Source organism: Nocardioides sp. J54, assembly GCF_000519005.1.
In the GTDB taxonomy this organism is placed as follows: Bacteria; Actinomycetota; Actinomycetes; order Propionibacteriales; family Nocardioidaceae; genus Nocardioides.
In genome coordinates this window covers 132,380-149,838 of sequence record NZ_JAER01000008.1, presented here as the reverse complement: position 1 = coordinate 149,838, position 17,459 = coordinate 132,380, and the positions used below count along the sequence as shown (strand labels likewise).

The following is a 17,459-nucleotide window of genomic DNA, read 5'->3' as shown; positions in this document are numbered from 1 at the left end:
CCGGCTCACCCAGCCCACCCAGCGACACAGACCTGGCGCACCGCGCCCCCGGAGGAGGACCCATGACCAAGCGCTCGGAACTGAAGGACGTCGGCCGGTGCCCGATCACGAGCACCGACTACACCGTGGGCCGCAAGGCCTTCGAGACCTACGAGCTGCTCGACGCGGAGCGGGAGGCCCACCGCTTCAGCTGGAGCACTGCGCTCGACCACGGCTACTACATGGTGCAGAGGTACGACGACGTCGTCGACATCATGCAGCGGTACGAGGAGTTCAACTCCGACCAGCCGACCGCCTACACCGACAACCTCGCCGTGAAGTTCATGCCGCAGGGGATCAACCCGCCGCACCACACCGACGTGCGCCGGCTGCTGAACCCGTACTTCTCGCCGGCCGCGGTCAAGCGGGTCGAGGGCATCGCCCGCCAGCGCATCGCCGACATGATCACCGAGTTCGCCGGCAGCGGCGCGACCGACGTCGCCAGCGGCTTCGCGATCCTGTTCCCCACCGAGGTCTTCCTCGAGATCTTCGGCCTCCCGCTCGAGGACGGCGAGAAGCTGCTGCCGTGGATCGAGGCGATCTTCGGCGGCGTCCTCTCGGCCGGCGACGGCGCCGAGGGCATGACGGCCGAGGAGGCCACCGAGCAGCTCAACGAGTACCTCCGCCAGGCGATCCGCCAGCGCCGGGAGAACCCCGGTGACCCGACCACGGACCTGATCACCCGCCTGATCCAGGGCCAGGTGCTGGGTGCGCCCGTCCCCGAGGACGACCTGGTCACGATCTGCATGTCGACCCTCGCGGCCGGGCTCGACACCACCCGCTCGGCGCTGAGCTACATGCTCTACCACCTCGCGACCCACCCCGAGACGCGCCAGGAGTGCCTGGACGACCCGTCGCTGTGGCCGAAGTTCGTCGAGGAGGCGATCCGCCTCTACCCGCTGGTGCTGCAGGTCGGCCGCCAGGTCACCGAGGACATGGAGTACGAGGGCCTCGACCTCCGCAAGGGCGACATGATCTGGCTCGGCGTCGCTCAGGCCTGCCGCGACCCGCGCAAGTTCGAGGCCCCGGACCAGTTCGACATGCACCGGGAGAACCTCAACAACCACATCGCCTTCGGCGCCGGCCAGCACCGCTGCCTGGGCATGCACCTGGCCCGCCGCGAGCTGGTCATCGCGCTGGAGGAGTGGCACCGCCAGATCCCGCACTACCGGATCGCCCCGGACGCCGACCTGCGCGAGCGCGGCGGCCAGCTCCGCCTCGAGGCGCTGCCGCTGGAGTGGGACACCCGGGCCTGACCCGACCGGGGAGCCCCCGGACACGAAGCAGCCGCCCGGCGTCGACGAGGACGCCGGGCGGCTGTCGTGGTGACCCGTCGAATCCCATTACATACCGAACGGTATGTTAAGGTCTCCACTCTTCCTCCGCTCTCCCGGAAGGCATTCCATGGCGAACGTCCACCTCTCCGTCGATGACGGCGTGGCCACCCTGACCTTCGACAACCCCGGCCGGAAGAACGCGATCACGCCGGAGATGGCCGCTGCGGCGGTGGCGCACTGCGACGCCATCGAGCGCGACGAGTCCGTCGGCGCGGTGGTCGTCCGGGCCGAGGGTGACTACTTCTGCAGCGGCGCGGACACCCGCAGCCTCGCCGCCGCCTCGCGCAACCCCGCCTCGTCGGAGGCGGTCGCCACCATCTCCGCCGTGTACGACGTCTTCGGCCGGATCGCACAGCTGCCTGTGCCCACGGTGTCGGTCGTCGTCGGCGGTGCCGTCGGTGCGGGGATGAACCTCGCCCTGGCCGCCGACGTCCTGCTGACGACCGAGGACGCGGTGTTCGACAGCGGCTTCCTGGCCCGTCGCATCCACCCGGGCGGTGGCCACATCAGCTTGCTCGGGCGAGCCGTGGGGCGCCCCACCGCCGCCGCCATGGTCCTGCTGGGCCAGCCGCTGACCGGGCGACGCATGCACGAGCTCGGCTGGGCGTTCCGGTGCGCTCCGCGGGAGGAGCTGGACGACCTCGCGCGCGAGGTGGTCGCGGTCGCGGCCCAGGACCCGGTGCTCACCCGTCGGGTGAAGTCGAGCCTCCAGCTCGAGCTCGGCGCCCCCGTCGGCTGGGCCCAGGCCCTCGAGGTCGAGCGCGGCGCCCAGATGTGGTCGATGGCCCGCAAGGGCGAGGACGCCTGGAACAGCCGCGGCCCGGCCCGGGCTGCGACGACCGCCTGACCGACCGCCCGCCGCGCGCCCCCCGGGCACTACGTACGCACGAAGATACGTAGTCCGGTGGGGGTTTTCCGTGCTCCGCCGGCAGTGTGACCCGCGTCATGGTGAGGCATGCCCACTGCCACGAACATCGCCACGCTGGTCGGCAACCCCCGCCCGGCGAGCCGTACCTCACGGGTCGCCCATGCCGTGGCGGCCCGCGTCGCCCAGGAGCTGGGCGGGGCCGGGGTCAGCAGCGCCATCGAGCTGGCCGGGCACGCTGGTGACCTGTTCACCGCCTCCGCGCCGGCCGTGGACCGGGACCGCGCCGCGGCCGCATCGGCCGACGTCCTGGTGGTCGCGTCGCCGACGTACAAGGCGACGTACACGGGGCTGCTGAAGGCCTTCCTCGACCGGTACGAGGGCGACGGTCTCGCCGGCGTGACCGCGATCCCCGTGATGGTCGGCGCGTCGGCGCACCACGCGCTGGCGGTCGAGGTCCACCTGCGCCCGCTCCTCGTGGAGCTAGGCGCGGTGGTTCCCGGCCGCGGGTTGTTCGTCCTGGACGGCGAGGTCGACGACGCCGACGCCGTCGCCGAGCGGTGGTGGACGGCCAGCGGTGCTGCCGTCCGGGCCTCGGTCGGAGCGGCCCGCGCCACCGTCGCCGCCGGAGGCGCGGCATGACCATCTCCCAGGCCGACTTCAAGGCGGTCATGGCCAGCGCTGCTGGTCCGGCCACCGTCGTCACCGCGATGGCCGCCGACGGCACACCCCGCGGGCTGACGATGTCCGCGGTCTGCTCGGTCTCCCTCGACCCGCCGATGGTGCTGGCCTGTCTCGACCGCGGCTCGACCACCCTCGCCGCGATCCGGGAGACCGGGTCGTTCACGGTCAACTACCTGCGCCACGGCTGCGAGGACGTCGCCCTCGCATTCGCGACCAAGTCCGACGACAAGTTCACCGGGCGGGCCTGGGAGCGCTCCGCGAGCGGCGCCGGCGGACCAGTGCTGCTCGGGTGCAACGCCGCCCACGCCGTGTGCGTGGTCGCCGCCCTCGTCGAGGCCGGTGACCACGTCATCGCGGTGGGCGAGGTCGAGGAAGGGTGCGCGCGCGACGAGCACCCGGTCCTCGCCTACGCCCGCCGCCAGTTCTTCGCCGCCAGCGCCTGAGCCGCACCAGCGACCTTCGTCCGCCCTCCCGCTCAGCCCCGATCACCCCGTCCTCACCCTGCTCATCCTGCCTGCTCCCTCCACCTGACGAGAGAAGGAACCACGTGCTCACAGCCCACCTCACCGGACGCGTCGCGGCCGCGGACGGATTCGACGAGGCCCAGGTCTCGACCCACGCGCAGGTCGCGACGGCCTACTACGTCGTCGGCCTGGTCGCCATCGCGCTGGCCGTCGCCGGCGTCTTCATGTTCGACGCCGGCCTGAGCCGCAGGGGTAACGTCCTGCACACGCTCACCCAGAAGCTCGCCGCGGCAGTCGCCGGCGGCCTCGCGATGGCCTTCCTCGGCTTCGCGATCTGGGACGTCCAGTTCACCCAGGCCTTCGGCTCGGACTCGCCCGTCAAGGACGCGATCCAGTCGTGGTGGCTGTTCGGCGACAACATCAACGCCTTCTCGCACCAGCTCGACCACGAGGTCGTGCCGGACGCCGAGGCCTTCCAGGCGTTCTACGCCATCTTCATCATCTTCGGCGCCTTCTTCTCCGCGCTCCTTGCCGGCTCCGTGATCGAGCGGGTGCGCACCCGCGCCCTGGTCGCGGTCGCCGTGGTCTTCGCCGGGCTCGTGATCCCGGTCGGCGCCTACCTGGTCTACGGCCCGGTCGGCCCGCTCTCCAACGCCGGTACGCACGACTTCGGCGGCGCGTTCTTCTACATCCTGCTCGGCACCTGGTCGCTCGTCCTGGTGTGGCGCGCCAAGGCCCGGCCCGGCGCCTTCGCCACCGCGCCCGGCGCGATGCCCCTGCCGCACAACATGACGCTGGTCGTCCTCGGCATGCTGCTGTTCGTCGCCGGTCTCTGCGGCTACGTCCTGCTCAACGGCTTCATCGTCCAGGACGCCGGCTTCTTCGGCATCACCCTCAACGAGTCCGGCATCGGCGTCGTGCTGACCAACCTGATGATGACGATCATGGCCGGCGGTGTCGGTGGCCTCGTCGCGTGGCGGGCCACCGGCAACGTCTACTTCTTCCTGGTCTCGCCCATCGCGGCCTGGGTTGCCGCGTCGGCGTCGATGGACGTGGTCGACCCGTGGCAGAGCGGTCTGGTCGCGCTGTTCGCGCCCCTCGTCGTCGTCGGCACCTACCACCTGATGAAGAAGGCCCGCCTCGACGACGTCAAGATCGTCCCGATCGCCCTCGGCCCCGCGATCTACGGCGCACTCGCCACCGGGCTCGTCGCCAGCGGCACCCGGCAGGGCGGCTACCTCGGCCTCGAGGGCGACTACGCCTTCCAGCACGCCACGATCGGGATCGGCCAGCAGGCCCTCGGCGTCGTGGCGTTCATCGCCCTCGGCCTGCTCAGCGCCCTCCTCGTCGTCGGTGTCGTCGAGAAGCTCCTCGGCCTGCGCGACGAGCGCGTCGACAACGGCCTCGACACCGACCTCGACCGGGCCGTCCTCGGACTCGCCGGCTACGACGAGCCGTCCGCGGCCGGCCAGGTCGCCACCGACTGACCGCACCGACCCGACAGCAAGCCCCCAGCAAGACCTGACAGGAAAGGAACCCCTCCCATGGAGTTCGGCATCTTCATCCCGAGTGCCCGCAACGGCTACATCATCTCCGAGACGGCACCGCAGTACTCGCCCACCTACGACCACATGCGCGAGATCTGCCAGACCGGCGAGGCCAACGGCTTCTCCTTCGCCCTCTCGCTCTCGGCCCTGCGCGGTCACGGCGGCACCACCGGCTTCTGGGACGACGCCCTCGAGTCGATGACCCAGATGGCCGCCCTGGCCCGTGACACCGAGTTCATGAAGCTCATCGGGTCGGTCAACATCCTCGCGATCCACCCCGCCATCGCGGCGCGGATGGCCGTGACGATCGACCAGATCAGCGACGGGCGCTTCTCGCTCAACATCGTCCCCGGCGGCTGGCACCCGCGCGAGCTCGAGGTCATGAACGTCTGGCCCGGCTACGAGTACAACAACTACCGCTGGCAGTACGCCGGCGAGTACTGCCAGGTCGTGCGCGAGCTCTGGGAGAAGGGCGTCTCCAACTTCAAGGGCGAGCACTTCCAGTACGACGACCTGAGGATGGGCCCGCAGCCCGAGCGCCACATCAACATCGTGTGCGCCGGCGCCTCCGACGACGCCATCAAGTTCACGACCCAGTACGCCGACTACTCGTTCCGCCTCGCCTGGGGCGGTCCGGAGGCGCTGCGCGAGGTCGTGGACCGCTTCAACGCGCAGATGGACGAGGCGGGGCGCACCATCCGTCCGTACGTCGCCCTCGGCGTGGTCATGGCCGACACCGACGAGGAAGCCGAGGCGAAGCTGCAGAACTACATCGACAACCCGGACCGGGGCGTCATGGAGTACATGCTCGGCCAGGCCGCGACCGACAGCGCTGCCGGCGGCACGTCGGAGATCCTCGCCAGCGTCGACACCAAGGGCTTCGTCCAGTTCTCGACCGACTTCATCACCGGCTCGCCGGCGAGCATCGCGCGCCAGCTCGACGAGTGGGCCGAGATCGACGTCGCCGGCTACATGCTCGTGCTCACCGACTACGTCGAGGACATCAAGCGCATGGGCAGCGAGGTCTTCCCGCTGATGAAGAACTTCACCCCGCCGAACGTCGCCGCCGCGGCGCGTGCCTGAAGGAGCCGGTCATGACCATCACTTCACCCCTGCCCGACGAGCTGCGTGCTGACGTCGCCAAGGCGTCGCGGATGCTCATCGGCGCCGAGTGGGTCGAGGCCGCGTCGGGCCAGACGCTCGACGTCTTCGACCCGTCGACCGGCGCGGTCGTCGCGCAGTCGGCCGCGGGTGGCGCGGCCGAGGTGGACCGCGCGGTCGCTGCGGCCCGTGCCGCCCTGCACGGGCCGTGGAGCAAGGTGACGCCGATCCAGCGCGGCCGGATGATCACCCGCCTGGCCGAGCTGGTCGAGCAGAACGCCGAGCAGCTCGCCCGGCTGGAGTCGCTGGACGTCGGCATGCCGATCATGGAGGCGCGCTACATCGACGTGCCGTTCTCGGTCGACATCCTCCACTACTACGCGGGGTGGCCGACCAAGATCACCGGCGACACGATCCCGGTGTCGTTCCCGCACAACTTCGGCGGTCCCTACCACGCCTACACCCGGCGCGAGCCGGTCGGCGTCGTCGCGGCGATCATCCCGTGGAACCTGCCCCTGATGATGGCGGTCAAGAAGCTCGCCCCGGCCCTGGCGACGGGCAACACCATCGTCGTCAAGCCGGCCGAGCAGACGCCGCTAGTGATGGCGCGCCTCGCCGAGCTGGTGCTGGAGGCCGGCATCCCGGAAGGTGTCGTCAACTACGTGACCGGGCTCGGCGAGGCAGCCGGCGCCGCACTGGTGAACCACCCCGGCGTCAACAAGGTGACGTTCACCGGCTCCGTCGAGACCGGCAAGGCCATCGCCCGCGCCGCCACCGGCACCCTGAAGCGGGTCTCGCTCGAGCTCGGCGGCAAGTCCCCGCACATCATCTTCGACGACGCGGACCTCGAGCGATCCATCGTCTCCGCGGGGATGGCGATCTTCGCCGGCCAGGGGGAGAGCTGCATCGCGGGCTCTCGCCTCTACGCCCAGCGGGGCGTGTACGAGGAGGTGCTGGCCGGGCTCGCCGAGCGGGCCAGCAGCATCCGGCTCGGCCCCGGTCTCGACGACACCACCGAGATGGGCCCGCTCGTCTCTGCCGAGCACCGCGACAAGGTCGTGGGCTACCTCGACCTCAGCAAGCAGGAGGGACGCGTCGTCGCCGGCGGTGAGGCGTGGGGCGACCAAGGCTACTTCGTGCAGCCGACCGTCGTCACGGACCTGCGCCCGGACTCCCGGGTGCTGCGCGAGGAGATCTTCGGTCCCGTGCTGTCGGTCGTCCCCTTCGACACCGAGGAGGAGGTCACCGCGCTCGCCAACGCCACCGACTACGGCCTCGGCGCCGGCGTCTGGACAAAGGACGTCGGCCGCGCCCACCGGATGGCGGCGAGCATCGAGTCCGGCCAGGTGTGGGTGAACTGCTACCAGGCGGTCGACGCGGCGCTGCCCTTCGGCGGCTACAAGCAGTCTGGCTGGGGGCGCGAGACCTGCAAGGAGAGCCTCGACGACTTCCTAGAGCTCAAGACCGTCGTGGTCCACCTCTGACGGGGGCGTGGTGTCCACCTACGACTACGTGATCGTCGGCGGGGGGTCCGCCGGGAGCGTGCTCGCGGCGCGCCTCAGCGAGGACCCCGGCGTCGCCGTCCTGCTCCTCGAGGCAGGCGGCGACGACCGTCGCGACGACGTCACGGCCCCGGGCGCGTGGCCTGCACTGCTCGGCAGCGACGTCGACTGGGACTACGAGACCACGGTGCAGGCGGCGACCGGTCGGTCCGTGCCGGCACACCGGGGCCGTGTCCTGGGCGGCTCGGGCTCGATCAACGTGATGGCGCACCTGCGCGGCCACCGGTCGGACTTCGACCGGTGGCGCGACGAAGGCGCCGACGGCTGGGGGTACGACGACGTGCTGCCGTACTTCATGCGCTCGGAGTCCGTGCCGCACGGTGACCCGCGCTTCCGTGGCAGCGACGGGCCGTTGCGGCCCGCGCCGATCACGGACCCGCACCCGCTGAGCCTCGCGCACGTCGAGGCCGCGCGCCGGGCGGGGTACCCGCTCGCCGACGACCTCAACGACGGGGAGCTGACCGGGGCCGCGACGCACGACCTGCTCATCGTGGACGGCCGGCGGCAGAGCACGGCCACGGCGTACCTGCGTCCGGCGGCGGGGCGGGCGAACCTCACGGTGGTCACCGGCGCCCGCGCGCACCGGCTGATCGTCGACGCCGGACGGTGCCGGGGCGTCGAGTACGTCCGCGAGGGGTCGACCGAGCGCGTGTCGGCGGATCGCGAGGTCATCCTCTGCGCCGGCGCCGTGGGCTCGCCGCACCTGCTGATGCTGTCGGGCGTCGGTCCGGCAGCCGACCTCGAGCGCGCCGGGGTGAGGCCCGTGCTCGACCTGCCGGTCGGCCGCAACCTGCAGGACCACGTGATGCTCGCCGGCGTCCGGGTCCAGGCCGAGCGCCCGCTCCCCGCCCCCAGCGGGCAGTACGCCGAGTCCACGCTCTTCCTGCGCACCGACCCCGCCCAGGTGCGCCCGGAGCTGCAGGTCGTGCAGGTGCAGGTCGACTACCACCTGCCGTGGCAGCCCCCGCTCCAGAACGCCTTCACCTTCGGGATCGGGCACATGCAGCCGCGCAGCAGGGGAGAGGTCCGGCTGGTGTCGCGCGACCCCGACGTGGCACCGCTGATCGACCCCCGCTACCTCAGCGAGCAGCACGACGTCGACCAGCTGGTCGCCGGCATCGGCGTCGTCGACGAGCTGGTTCGTACGGGCGCCTTCGACGAGTGGGGCGGGAAGTCGCAGACCGACGCGTTGCTCCAGCTCGGCCGGGCAGACCTCGAGCGGGTCGTCCGGGACTCGGTGAGCAGCTTCTTCCACCTGTCGGGTACCTGCCGGATGGGGTCCGGGCCCGACGCCGTCGTCGACCCGCAGCTCCGGGTGCGTGGCCTGGCCGGCCTCCGCGTGGCCGACGCGTCGGTGATGCCGACGATCGCGTCCAGCAACACCAACGCCGCGACGGTGATGATCGCCGAGCGGGCGGCCGACCTGGCCCGGGGGCGGTGAGTGACGTGGCGGTCGACGGGGTGCTCGAAGGGGTGCGGCAGCTGGTCGCGGTCACGCTGCTGTGGCGCGGTCGCGTCGGGCTCCTCCAGCCGCCTGCTCCGGACGCTCCCGGCTGTCGCTGGACCTGCCCCAGCACCGACCTGGTGCCCGGCGAGGAACTGCTCGTGACCGCCGCGCACCTGCTGCGTCGAACCACCGGGCTCGCCGTCCCCGACCTGGTCCGGATGCAACCAGGGCCGGTGCTCCCGGTCGTCGACGCGTCCGGCCCGGCTGCCCTGCACACGGTGGTCGCCGAGACCCACCGCCGACGGCTGGTGCCCGGCGACGGGCACGTCGCGCACCGCTGGGTGCGTCCGGACCGGCTGGCCCGGTTCGACGGACAGGCCGCGTGGTTACGACGAGCCGTCGCGGCCGTGCTGGCCGAGGACCTGCAGACCTGCGAGGTGGCCACCGGTGCCGGGATCGCGAGCTGACGTCGTCGACCTCTGGGGAAGTCGCCGACCCACCCCCGTCCGGGCCGAGGTGGGGCAGACTACCCGCGTGGTCCCGACCTCGACCGGTGCACGTGGTGACGGAGATCCGCCGGGGGCGGTGCCGGTGGAGCTGACGCGCTTCATCGGCCGGCAGCGCGAGCAGGGCCTGGCCCGGGACGCGCTGCGACGCTCCCGGCTGGTGACCCTCATCGGCCTCGGCGGCGTCGGCAAGACCCGCCTCGCACTCGAGGTCGCATCCGCGGCGGAGGGTGCCTTCGACGAGGTGTGCTTCGCGCGCCTGGCCGACGTCCTCGAGCCCGCACTGCTCGGTCACACGATCAACACGGCGCTCGGCGTGCGCGAGCGCTCGGCCCGCTGGCAGCTCGAGACAGTGGTCGAATTCCTCGCTGACCGGCGCGTGCTCCTCGTCCTCGACAACTGCGAGCACCTCGTCGACGCGGTGGCGTCCCTGGCCGACAGCCTCCTGCGGTCCTGCCCCGGCCTCACCGTGCTGGCCACCAGCCGCCAGGTGCTCGGCCTCGACGGCGAGGTGGCCGTCCGGGTGCCGCCGCTGTCGATCGCCGCGAGCGCCGACCGTGACCAGGACGGCGAGAGCGACGCGGTGCTCCTGTTCCTCGATCGTGCCCAGGCTGCCGTGCCGGGCCTCGCGGTGACGCCCGAAGAGCGCGAGCAGATCGCCGAGCTGTGCCGGTTGCTGGACGGCATCCCGCTGGCGATCGAGCTCGCCGCCGTCCGCCTGCGCCTGCTGCCGCTCGGCGAGCTGGTGGCGCGCACCGCCGACCGCTTCCGGCTCCTCACCCAGGGTAGCCGCACCGCGCCGCCCCGCCACCAGTCCCTGCGCGCCTCGATCGACGGGACCTACGAGCTGTGCACCCCGCAGGAGAAGGAGCTGTGGGCGCGGCTCTCCGTCTTCTCCGGCGGCTTCACCCTCGGCGCGGCCGAGACGGTCGCGGCCGACGCCAGCGCCGCCGACAGCGTGCTCGACCTCGTCGCCGGCCTCGTCGACAAGTCCATCGTCACGCGGGTCCTGCAGGCCGGGGAGCCGCGCTACGCGATGCTCGAGACGATCCGGCAGTACGGCGCCGAGCGCCTCGACGACGAGCAGCTCGACGAGCTGCACCGACGCCACCGGGAGTGGTTCGCGGCGCTCGCCACCCGCGCGGACGAGGAGTGGTCGGGACCCGACCAGGTGGGCTGGCTGGCCCGGCTGCGCGCCGACTACCCGAACCTCCGCGTCGCCCTCCAGTCCTGCCTGGCCCACGACCCGCGCCTCGGCATGCGGCTGGCGGTGGGGATCGAGAACTTCTGGCTCGCCGCCGGCTTCCTGAGCGAGGCCCGGACCTGGCTGGACTCGCTGCTGACCGCCGACCCCGCACCGTCGGTCGAGCGGGGGCGCGCGCTCCGGTTGGGTGCGTGGCTGGCCGTGCTGCAGAACGACCATGCCGTCGTACCCGGGCTGCTGGAGGAGGCGTCGCGGATCGCCGCCGCCACCGACACCCCGGTCCTCGCCGCCTACGTCGAGCAGGCATGGGGCCTGCTCGCGATGTTCCAGGGCGACCTCGCCACCTCGACGGCACGGCTCGAGGCGGCGGTGCAGGACTTCTCCCGGCTGGACCACCTGACGGGCGAGATCCACACGATGTTCGAGCTCGGCATCGCCCACGGCTTCGCCGGCGACGTGGACCGCGCGGTGGAGTGGCAGCAGCGCTGCCAGGAGCTGGCGGGCCGGGTCGGCGAGTCCTGGTGGCGCTCCTTCTCGCTGTGGGCCTACGGCATCGACCTGTGGCGCCAGGGCGACGTCGCCGGCGCCGAGGAGGTCCAGCGCGAGACGCTCCGGGTCAAGCGGGCACTGGACGACCGGCTCGGGGTCGGGGTGTGCCTGGAGGCGATGTCCTGGATCGCGGCCGCCAGCGGCGACCCCGTCCGTGCGGGACGCCTGATGGGAGCCGCCGACACGGTGCTGCGCCAGGTCGGCATGCCGATCGAGGCCAGCCACTCGATGTTCGACTACCACCGCGAGGCCCAGGAGGTCCTGCGGCCGGACGACCGGCGCGTGGAGGCGGCCTACGGGGAGGGTGCGGCGTGGGACGTCGACACCGCCGTCCGCTTCGCACTGGGAGAGGCCGACCCGACCGCGTCCTCCGCACCGGCGTCAGCGGCGGGGGAGCGCGGCGACGCGACCCGGCTGACCCGGCGCGAGCAGGAGGTGGCCGAGCTCGTCGCGGACGGCCGTACCAACCGCGAGATCGCCGCCGAGCTCTTCATCTCGGTGCGCACGGTGGAGAAGCACGTCGACCACATCCTGGGGAAGTTCGGCCTCTCCAACCGCGTGCAGCTCGCGGCCCGGATGGCGCGGGACGGCGATGACGGGTGACCGGGGAGCACCGGTTCCCCGGCCCCCGGCCGCCCGGCCCGGCCGGGGCTCAGTCCGTGTCGTCGTGGCCCAGCAGCTCCGACGCGCGTCGGGTCGCCGCCAGCAGCCGTTCGACGTAGTCGTCGACCGCGCCGTGGGGCTTGGAGAACCCGTAGACGGTCAGGGCCATCGCCACCTCGCCACCCTTGCGGAACACCGGGGCGGCGATCACGCGGACGTCGGCCTTGGCCTCGTCGGTGAGCACCTCGGGGTCGTAGTGCAGCTGCTCCACGAGCGGCTTGAGCGCGTCACGGTCCCGGGCGTGGGGGTCGTGCTCGAGCTGGTCGAGCGCCGAGGCGAACTCGCGCTGGGCCCCGTTGATGAGGCCGACCGAGTAACCGCGCCCGCGGACCCGTCCGATGCGTCGCCGTTCCTCGGCACGGTCGGCGTCCGGCGCCTGGCCCAGGAACGCCTCGAGCCGGTCGTCGTCGAACCAGCCGGCGAAGGCTGCGCCGTACCGGGGCGCGAAGGGCAGATGCACGCCGACGAGGGTCGCGCGCCCACTGGCTTCCGGGCTGCCGGCGCTGCCCAGCACGACGAGGTCGTCGCCGTCGATGACGGTCGCCACGCACCGGGAGGACAGGTCGGCGGCGAGCGCCTCCATCTCGCTGCGGACCAGGTCGAGCTCGCGCAGCTCCTCGCCGAGGGCGCCGCGCGTCGCGTCGGCCGCCATCGACAGCGGGGCGAAGCGGCCGTAGCCGCCCTGGAAGAACAGCAACGGCAACGAGCCGGTCTCGACCTGCAGCTCACGGACCCGACCCAGCACGAACCAGTGGTCGCCGGCCTCGGACACCGACTCGATGTCGCAGTCGATCCACGCGACCGCGCCGTCGAGGATCGGGGCGCCCGTGCCGGCGGGACGGGCGTCGACGCCCTCGAACTTGTCCGGAGCCTTGGAGGAGAACTGCCGGCAGAGGTGCTCCTGGTCGGCGGAGAGGATGTTGACGCAGAAGTGCCCGGCAGCGGCGATCCGCGGCCAGGTCGACGACCTCTTGTCCGGGAAGAAGGCGACCAGGGGTGGGTCGAGCGAGACCGACGTGAACGAGCCGACGACGAAGCCGGCGTCCGGTCCGTCCCCCGACGCGGCGGTGACGACGCACACGCCGGTTGGGTACTGCCCGAGCACCTCGCGAAACTGCTGGCTGGTGATGGTGTTCATGGTCGTCCTCTCCGACGCTATACAAACCGACGGGTCGGTATGTTACGGTGGTCTCGCTCACACCGCAACCGTTGGAAGTCACCCGTGATATCGGGTTCCTTTACCACCTTGACGGCGATTGGGCACTGATGAAAGATACCGACTGGTCCGTTCGTAGATACGGGCGGAGAACTGGCCACCAGGAGTTGCGATGAAGATCGACCTGCTTTACGCGTTGACCAACCGGACCGGCGAGATGTCCTGGCAGGAGGTGCTGCAGGCCGCCCGCCAGCACGTGCAGCAGGCCGACCAGCTGGGCTTCGACCGCGTGTGGCTCGGAGAGCACCACTTCGACGTGGACGGCACCGACGCCAGCCCGAACCCGATCCTGCTCGCCGCGGACCTCGCGGCGCGCACCGAGCGGATCCGCTTCGGCATGGCCGCGGTGTCGATCACGCTGTGGCACCCGATCCGCGTCGCCGAGGACCTCGCGATGCTCGACCACTTCGCCGGTGGGCGGCTCGACGTCGCCTTCGGTCGCGGGATCCTGCCGATCGAGGTGAAGAACCTCAACCCGGAGGCCGACCGCTGGGGCGGTGCCGACAGCAGCATCGAGATCTTCGACGAGAAGTACGACATCGTCCAGAAGCTCTGGACCGAGGACGTCTTCAGCTACCAGGGCAAGCGCTACACCCTACCGACGCCGGACACCCGGTACATCCACGCTCCCGGTGCCCCGGAGCCCGAGGGCTGGCTCGACGACGAGGGCAACCTCGTGGCGTTCTCGATGTACCCCAAGTGCTTCCAGGACCCCTTCCCGCCGCTGTTCGCGGTGACCGAGTCCGAACGGGGCTTCCGCGACGCCGCCCGCAAGGGCATCGGGGCGATCACCTGGTACCCGACGGGGAAGGTGCTCGCGGGCCTCAACGAGGCCTATCAGGAGACCTACCGCCAGGCGCACGGCGAGACCCTGCCGCTCGGCGTCAACACCTCCGTCCTGCGCATGGCGTTCGTGGCCGACACCGACGAGGAGGCGCGCACCGTCACGGAGTCCGCGATCGCCGACTTCTTCCGCTTCGTGTGCCAGGTGCGCGACATCTCGGTCTGGCTCGACGCCGACGAGGACCCCGCGAGTGTCGACTGGGAGTCATTCACCGACGCCGAGGCGTGGGACTTCCTGTACGAGCGTGACCACCTCTTCATCGGCTCGCCCGAGACGGTGCGGGACCAGATGCTGCGGATGACCGAGTCGCACCAGGTGCAGAACTGGTTGCTGCAGTTCGGCGTCCCCGGCATCGACAGCAACGAGGCCCTCTCGAAGGCCATGCGCCTGTTCGCCGAGCACGTGATGCCCGCGCTGCGCGAGGCCGGCGACCAGCTGCCCGCGAGCACGCTGCACTGACCGGACCCACCGACACACCGACGGACGAGGAGCGCGACATGACGGAGTACCTGAACCCCGCGGGCCTGCCCTACCCGGAGTACGGCATGAATCCCGGGACGGCGACGCGGGACTGGGTGTTCGCCGGCGGCATGGCCTTCGACTTCGACACCATGTCCCGGCGCGAGGACGCGGTCACCGTCGCCGACGAGACGCGGCTGTGCCTGGCCGAGGTTGAGGAGATCCTGCACGCGGCGGGGGCCACGCTGCGCGACGTGGTGAAGATGACCTGCTACCTCAGCGACGATGCCTATCGGCCCGAGTTCTGGGCGGCGTACAAGGAGTTCTTCGGCGAGGGCCCGTACCCGTCGCGGGTGACCTACACCGTGGGGATCGCCGGCGGCTGCCGTGTCGAGCTCGACGCGATCGCGGTGCGGCCGCGGTCGCAGGCGGGATGAGCCCGGTGCCTGGCCCGGAGCGGCCGCTCCGCCCCTTCGTCGACTGGCACACGCACGTGTTCAAGCCCGAGCACTGCGGGCCGGTCTGGACCAACCGCGGTACCGAGCTGGTGGGCCGGCCGGCGTTCGGGGAGGCCGACCTTGCCGAGCACTCCCGCGTGATGGAGGAGGCTGGCGTCGAGCAGTTCGCCCTCATCGGCCTGCAGGTCGCCCGGATGGGGATGTTCGTCCCCAACGACTACCTCGGTGCCTACCTGGAGCAGAACAAGGGTCGTGCCATCGCAGTCGGGAGCGTCGACCCGACGCAGCCGGGCGCGGCGCAGGCGTTGCGCCAGGCGGTCCGCGAGCTCGGCCTGCACGGGGTGAAGCTCTCGCCGCCGTACCAGGGTTTCCACCCGCACGCGGAGGAGGCGTACGAGGTCTACCGGGTCGCGGCCGAGGAGGGCATCTTCCTGATGTTCCACCAGGCCAGCGTGTTCGCGCCGGACGGCTTCCTCGAGTACGCCTACCCGAGCATGCTCGACAAGGTGGCCCGGGAGTTCCGGGACACCAACATCCTGCTCGCCCACTTCGGCAAGCCGTGGATGAACGAGACCGTCGAGCTGATGATGAAGAACCGCAACGTCTTCGCCGACGTCTCGACGATGCCCGTCAAGACCTGGCAGATGTACAACGGCCTGCGCCTCGCGATCGAGGGGCACGTCACCGACCGGCTGGTGTTCGGCTCGGACTTCCCGTCCTTCCGTCCCGACGAGGCCGCTCGCGACTTGCTCGCGATCGCCGACCTCGACATGCCGCTGCCCATCCCGCGGGAGGTCGTCGAGGGCATCCTCCACGACCGCCCGTTCGACCTGATCGTCCCGAGCTGAGGAGACAACCATGACGACGCAGTACCTGAACCCCGCCGCCGTCGGCGACTACAGCGCCGTGGGGCTCTCCTCCGGCACGGCGACGGAGACGCTCGCCTTCGCCACCGGCCTGGCCATGGACCCGAAGACGCTCCGGCGTCGTGAGGACGCCGTGACGATCGCCGACGAGGTGCGGATCGCCTTCGAGAACATCGACCTGATCCTCGGGGAGGCGGGCCTCTCGCGCCGCGACATCGTCAAGACGACCTGCTACCTGCGCCACGACGAGCACCGCTTCGAGTTCATCCCGGCGTTCAAGGAGGCGTTCGGAGACGGGCCCTACCCCGCGCGCTGCACCTTCGTGGTCGGGCTCGCCTCCGACATCCGGGTCCAGGTGGACGTCATCGCGGTCCGTCCCGACGCGCGCTGAGCGCGCTGGCGACGGCGTCGTCCCGGACCCCTTGCGCCCCGGGTGCCCGGGGCCGTAGTCTCCCCTTAACAAACCGACCGGTCGGAATCTACCGGTTCGACCCAGACAGGCTGGATGAGGTCAATGCACACTGGCATCACTCTGACGTTCCAGAACCTCGATCGCGCACGAAGCGACCACGAGGTGATCCGCAGCGAGGGCAGGTACGCCCGGATGGCCGAGGCCGCCGGCTTCGACTCGCTTTGGGTCCCGGAGCACCACTTCACCGACTATGAGCTCACGCCGAACGTGCCGCAGCTGCTCACCTGGGTGGCGGCGCAGACCGAGCGGCTGCGCCTCGGCACGATGGTCACGGTGTTGCCGTGGCAGGACCCGATCCGGGTCGCCGAGAGCTTCCTCGTGCTCGACCACCTGTCCGGAGGGCGCGCCATCCTCGGCATGGGCCGGGGCCTGGGCCGGGTCGAGTTCGAGGGCTTCCGGGTGCCGATGGGCGAGTCCCGGCAGCGCTTCGTGGAATACTCCGAGGCGGTCCTCTCCGGTCTCGAGACCGGGGTGATGGAGTACGACGGCGAGCTCTACCAGCAGCCGCGTATCGACCTCCGCCCCGACCCGTATGCCTCCTTCCGCGGCCGCACCTTCGCCTCCGCGGTCTCGCCCGAGTCGATGGACATCATGGCCCGGCTCGGCGTCGGCCTGATGGTGATCGCCCAGAAGCCCTGGGAGACGGTCGAGGCCGAGCTCGAGACCTACCGTCGCCGCTACGTCGAGATCAACGGCGAGCAACCGCCCAAGCCGGTCATCTGCGTCTTCACCGGTGTCTCCGACACCGCCGCCGGCGCGCAGGAGATGCGCGACAAGTACCTCCAGCGCTACGCCATGTCGACCGTCGAGCACTACGAGTTCGACAACGTCGGCTTCGCCCAGATCAACGGCTACGAGTACTACGCCGGCCTTGCGCGCAACATCGAGAAGCACGGGGTGGAGGGCTTCGCCGGCTTCCTCGCCGACCTCCAGGTGTGGGGCACTCCCGACCAGGTCGTCGACAAGCTCCTCTCCTACGTCGACCGGCTCGACGCGGGCGGCGTGCTCCTCGTTCCCGCCTTCGGCGGGATGCCGCAGGATGTTGCGGACAAGAACTTCGACCTGATCGCGCGTGAGGTGCTCCCGGCACTGAAGGCGTACGACGTCGGCGGAGACCTGGGCGTCAGCTACGACACCCCGGTCCTCGCCTGAGGGTGGCGGCCGCCCATGAACGGA

General features: G+C 71.2%; 16 protein-coding genes. 15 read left to right on the top strand and 1 reads right to left on the bottom strand.

The window, feature by feature from the left end; genetic code table 11:
* The first annotated feature begins 62 nt into the window (after positions 1-62).
* The 10 genes from NOCJ54_RS0108235 (at position 63) to NOCJ54_RS30510 (ending at position 11,908) form a co-directional block, all read left to right on the top strand.
* A complete protein-coding gene (locus NOCJ54_RS0108235) occupies positions 63-1,295 on the top strand; it encodes a cytochrome P450 (RefSeq protein ID WP_036517251.1) in 1,233 nt (410 codons plus the stop codon).
* A gap of 148 nt (positions 1,296-1,443) precedes the next feature.
* Positions 1,444-2,223, top strand: coding sequence for an enoyl-CoA hydratase/isomerase family protein (locus NOCJ54_RS0108230; protein WP_198020153.1), 780 nt, complete (start codon positions 1,444-1,446; stop codon positions 2,221-2,223).
* A gap of 108 nt (positions 2,224-2,331) precedes the next feature.
* Complete coding sequence (locus NOCJ54_RS0108225; protein WP_028655121.1) at positions 2,332-2,883, top strand: NADPH-dependent FMN reductase; 552 nt, start codon at positions 2,332-2,334, stop codon at positions 2,881-2,883.
* Entirely contained in the window at positions 2,880-3,368 is a 489-nt protein-coding gene (locus NOCJ54_RS0108220) for a flavin reductase family protein (RefSeq protein ID WP_028655120.1), read from the top strand. Before NOCJ54_RS0108225 ends, NOCJ54_RS0108220 begins: the two co-directional genes overlap by 4 nt.
* Positions 3,369-3,472: 104 nt before the next feature.
* The gene (locus NOCJ54_RS24575) at positions 3,473-4,876 is read left to right on the top strand and encodes an ammonium transporter (protein WP_051485610.1); all 1,404 of its coding nucleotides are present in this window, start codon (positions 3,473-3,475) and stop codon (positions 4,874-4,876) included.
* 57 nt (positions 4,877-4,933) lie between these two features.
* Positions 4,934-6,019 carry an LLM class flavin-dependent oxidoreductase gene (locus tag NOCJ54_RS0108210; protein WP_028655119.1) on the top strand — a complete coding sequence of 362 codons (1,086 nt, stop codon included), beginning with the start codon at positions 4,934-4,936 and terminating at the stop codon, positions 6,017-6,019.
* An 11-nt stretch (positions 6,020-6,030) separates the two neighbouring features.
* Positions 6,031-7,521, top strand: coding sequence for an aldehyde dehydrogenase family protein (locus tag NOCJ54_RS0108205; protein ID WP_028655118.1), 1,491 nt, complete (start codon positions 6,031-6,033; stop codon positions 7,519-7,521).
* Between the two features lie 10 nt (positions 7,522-7,531).
* Positions 7,532-9,040 (top strand): GMC family oxidoreductase, encoded by a 1,509-nt coding sequence (locus NOCJ54_RS0108200; protein WP_028655117.1) that lies wholly within the window; start codon positions 7,532-7,534, stop codon positions 9,038-9,040.
* Positions 9,037-9,513: a hypothetical protein gene (locus NOCJ54_RS0108195; RefSeq protein ID WP_157514828.1), complete on the top strand. Its 477-nt coding sequence runs from the start codon at positions 9,037-9,039 to the stop codon at positions 9,511-9,513. The genes NOCJ54_RS0108200 and NOCJ54_RS0108195 overlap by 4 nt, the downstream gene beginning before the upstream one ends.
* A gap of 124 nt (positions 9,514-9,637) precedes the next feature.
* Complete coding sequence (locus NOCJ54_RS30510) at positions 9,638-11,908, top strand: ATP-binding protein (RefSeq protein WP_051485609.1); 2,271 nt, start codon at positions 9,638-9,640, stop codon at positions 11,906-11,908.
* Between the two features lie 49 nt (positions 11,909-11,957).
* On the opposite strand, the gene NOCJ54_RS28930 is transcribed toward NOCJ54_RS30510, so the two are convergent.
* On the bottom strand, positions 11,958-13,106 hold the full coding sequence (locus NOCJ54_RS28930; protein WP_028655115.1) for a flavin reductase: 1,149 nt from the start codon (positions 13,104-13,106) through the stop codon (positions 11,958-11,960).
* A 190-nt stretch (positions 13,107-13,296) separates the two neighbouring features.
* On the opposite strand from NOCJ54_RS28930, the gene NOCJ54_RS24565 reads away from it, so the two are divergent.
* The 5 genes from NOCJ54_RS24565 to NOCJ54_RS0108160 all read left to right on the top strand — a co-directional run bounded on the left by NOCJ54_RS24565 (position 13,297) and on the right by NOCJ54_RS0108160 (position 17,435).
* Positions 13,297-14,487: an LLM class flavin-dependent oxidoreductase gene (locus NOCJ54_RS24565; protein WP_051485608.1), complete on the top strand. Its 1,191-nt coding sequence runs from the start codon at positions 13,297-13,299 to the stop codon at positions 14,485-14,487.
* A gap of 38 nt (positions 14,488-14,525) precedes the next feature.
* On the top strand, positions 14,526-14,924 hold the full coding sequence (locus NOCJ54_RS0108175) for a RidA family protein (RefSeq protein WP_028655114.1): 399 nt from the start codon (positions 14,526-14,528) through the stop codon (positions 14,922-14,924).
* On the top strand, positions 14,921-15,793 hold the full coding sequence (locus tag NOCJ54_RS0108170; RefSeq protein WP_028655113.1) for an amidohydrolase family protein: 873 nt from the start codon (positions 14,921-14,923) through the stop codon (positions 15,791-15,793). Before NOCJ54_RS0108175 ends, NOCJ54_RS0108170 begins: the two co-directional genes overlap by 4 nt.
* A 10-nt stretch (positions 15,794-15,803) precedes the next feature.
* Positions 15,804-16,202: a RidA family protein gene (locus NOCJ54_RS0108165; protein ID WP_028655112.1), complete on the top strand. Its 399-nt coding sequence runs from the start codon at positions 15,804-15,806 to the stop codon at positions 16,200-16,202.
* Positions 16,203-16,325: 123 nt separating this feature from the next.
* Positions 16,326-17,435: an LLM class flavin-dependent oxidoreductase gene (locus tag NOCJ54_RS0108160; protein ID WP_028655111.1), complete on the top strand. Its 1,110-nt coding sequence runs from the start codon at positions 16,326-16,328 to the stop codon at positions 17,433-17,435.
* The last annotated feature ends 24 nt before the right edge of the window (positions 17,436-17,459 follow it).

Coding starts and splice junctions, on each gene's coding strand:
- NOCJ54_RS24565 (WP_051485608.1), top strand. CDS start 13,297: ATGAAGATCGACCTGCTTTACGCGTTGACCAACCGGACCGGCGAGATG.
- NOCJ54_RS0108230 (WP_198020153.1), top strand. CDS start 1,444: ATGGCGAACGTCCACCTCTCCGTCGATGACGGCGTGGCCACCCTGACC.
- NOCJ54_RS0108235 (WP_036517251.1), top strand. CDS start 63: ATGACCAAGCGCTCGGAACTGAAGGACGTCGGCCGGTGCCCGATCACG.
- NOCJ54_RS28930 (WP_028655115.1), bottom strand. CDS start 13,106: ATGAACACCATCACCAGCCAGCAGTTTCGCGAGGTGCTCGGGCAGTAC.
- NOCJ54_RS0108220 (WP_028655120.1), top strand. CDS start 2,880: ATGACCATCTCCCAGGCCGACTTCAAGGCGGTCATGGCCAGCGCTGCT.
- NOCJ54_RS0108205 (WP_028655118.1), top strand. CDS start 6,031: ATGACCATCACTTCACCCCTGCCCGACGAGCTGCGTGCTGACGTCGCC.
- NOCJ54_RS0108160 (WP_028655111.1), top strand. CDS start 16,326: ATGCACACTGGCATCACTCTGACGTTCCAGAACCTCGATCGCGCACGA.
- NOCJ54_RS0108165 (WP_028655112.1), top strand. CDS start 15,804: ATGACGACGCAGTACCTGAACCCCGCCGCCGTCGGCGACTACAGCGCC.
- NOCJ54_RS0108175 (WP_028655114.1), top strand. CDS start 14,526: ATGACGGAGTACCTGAACCCCGCGGGCCTGCCCTACCCGGAGTACGGC.
- NOCJ54_RS0108210 (WP_028655119.1), top strand. CDS start 4,934: ATGGAGTTCGGCATCTTCATCCCGAGTGCCCGCAACGGCTACATCATC.
- NOCJ54_RS0108225 (WP_028655121.1), top strand. CDS start 2,332: ATGCCCACTGCCACGAACATCGCCACGCTGGTCGGCAACCCCCGCCCG.
- NOCJ54_RS0108170 (WP_028655113.1), top strand. CDS start 14,921: ATGAGCCCGGTGCCTGGCCCGGAGCGGCCGCTCCGCCCCTTCGTCGAC.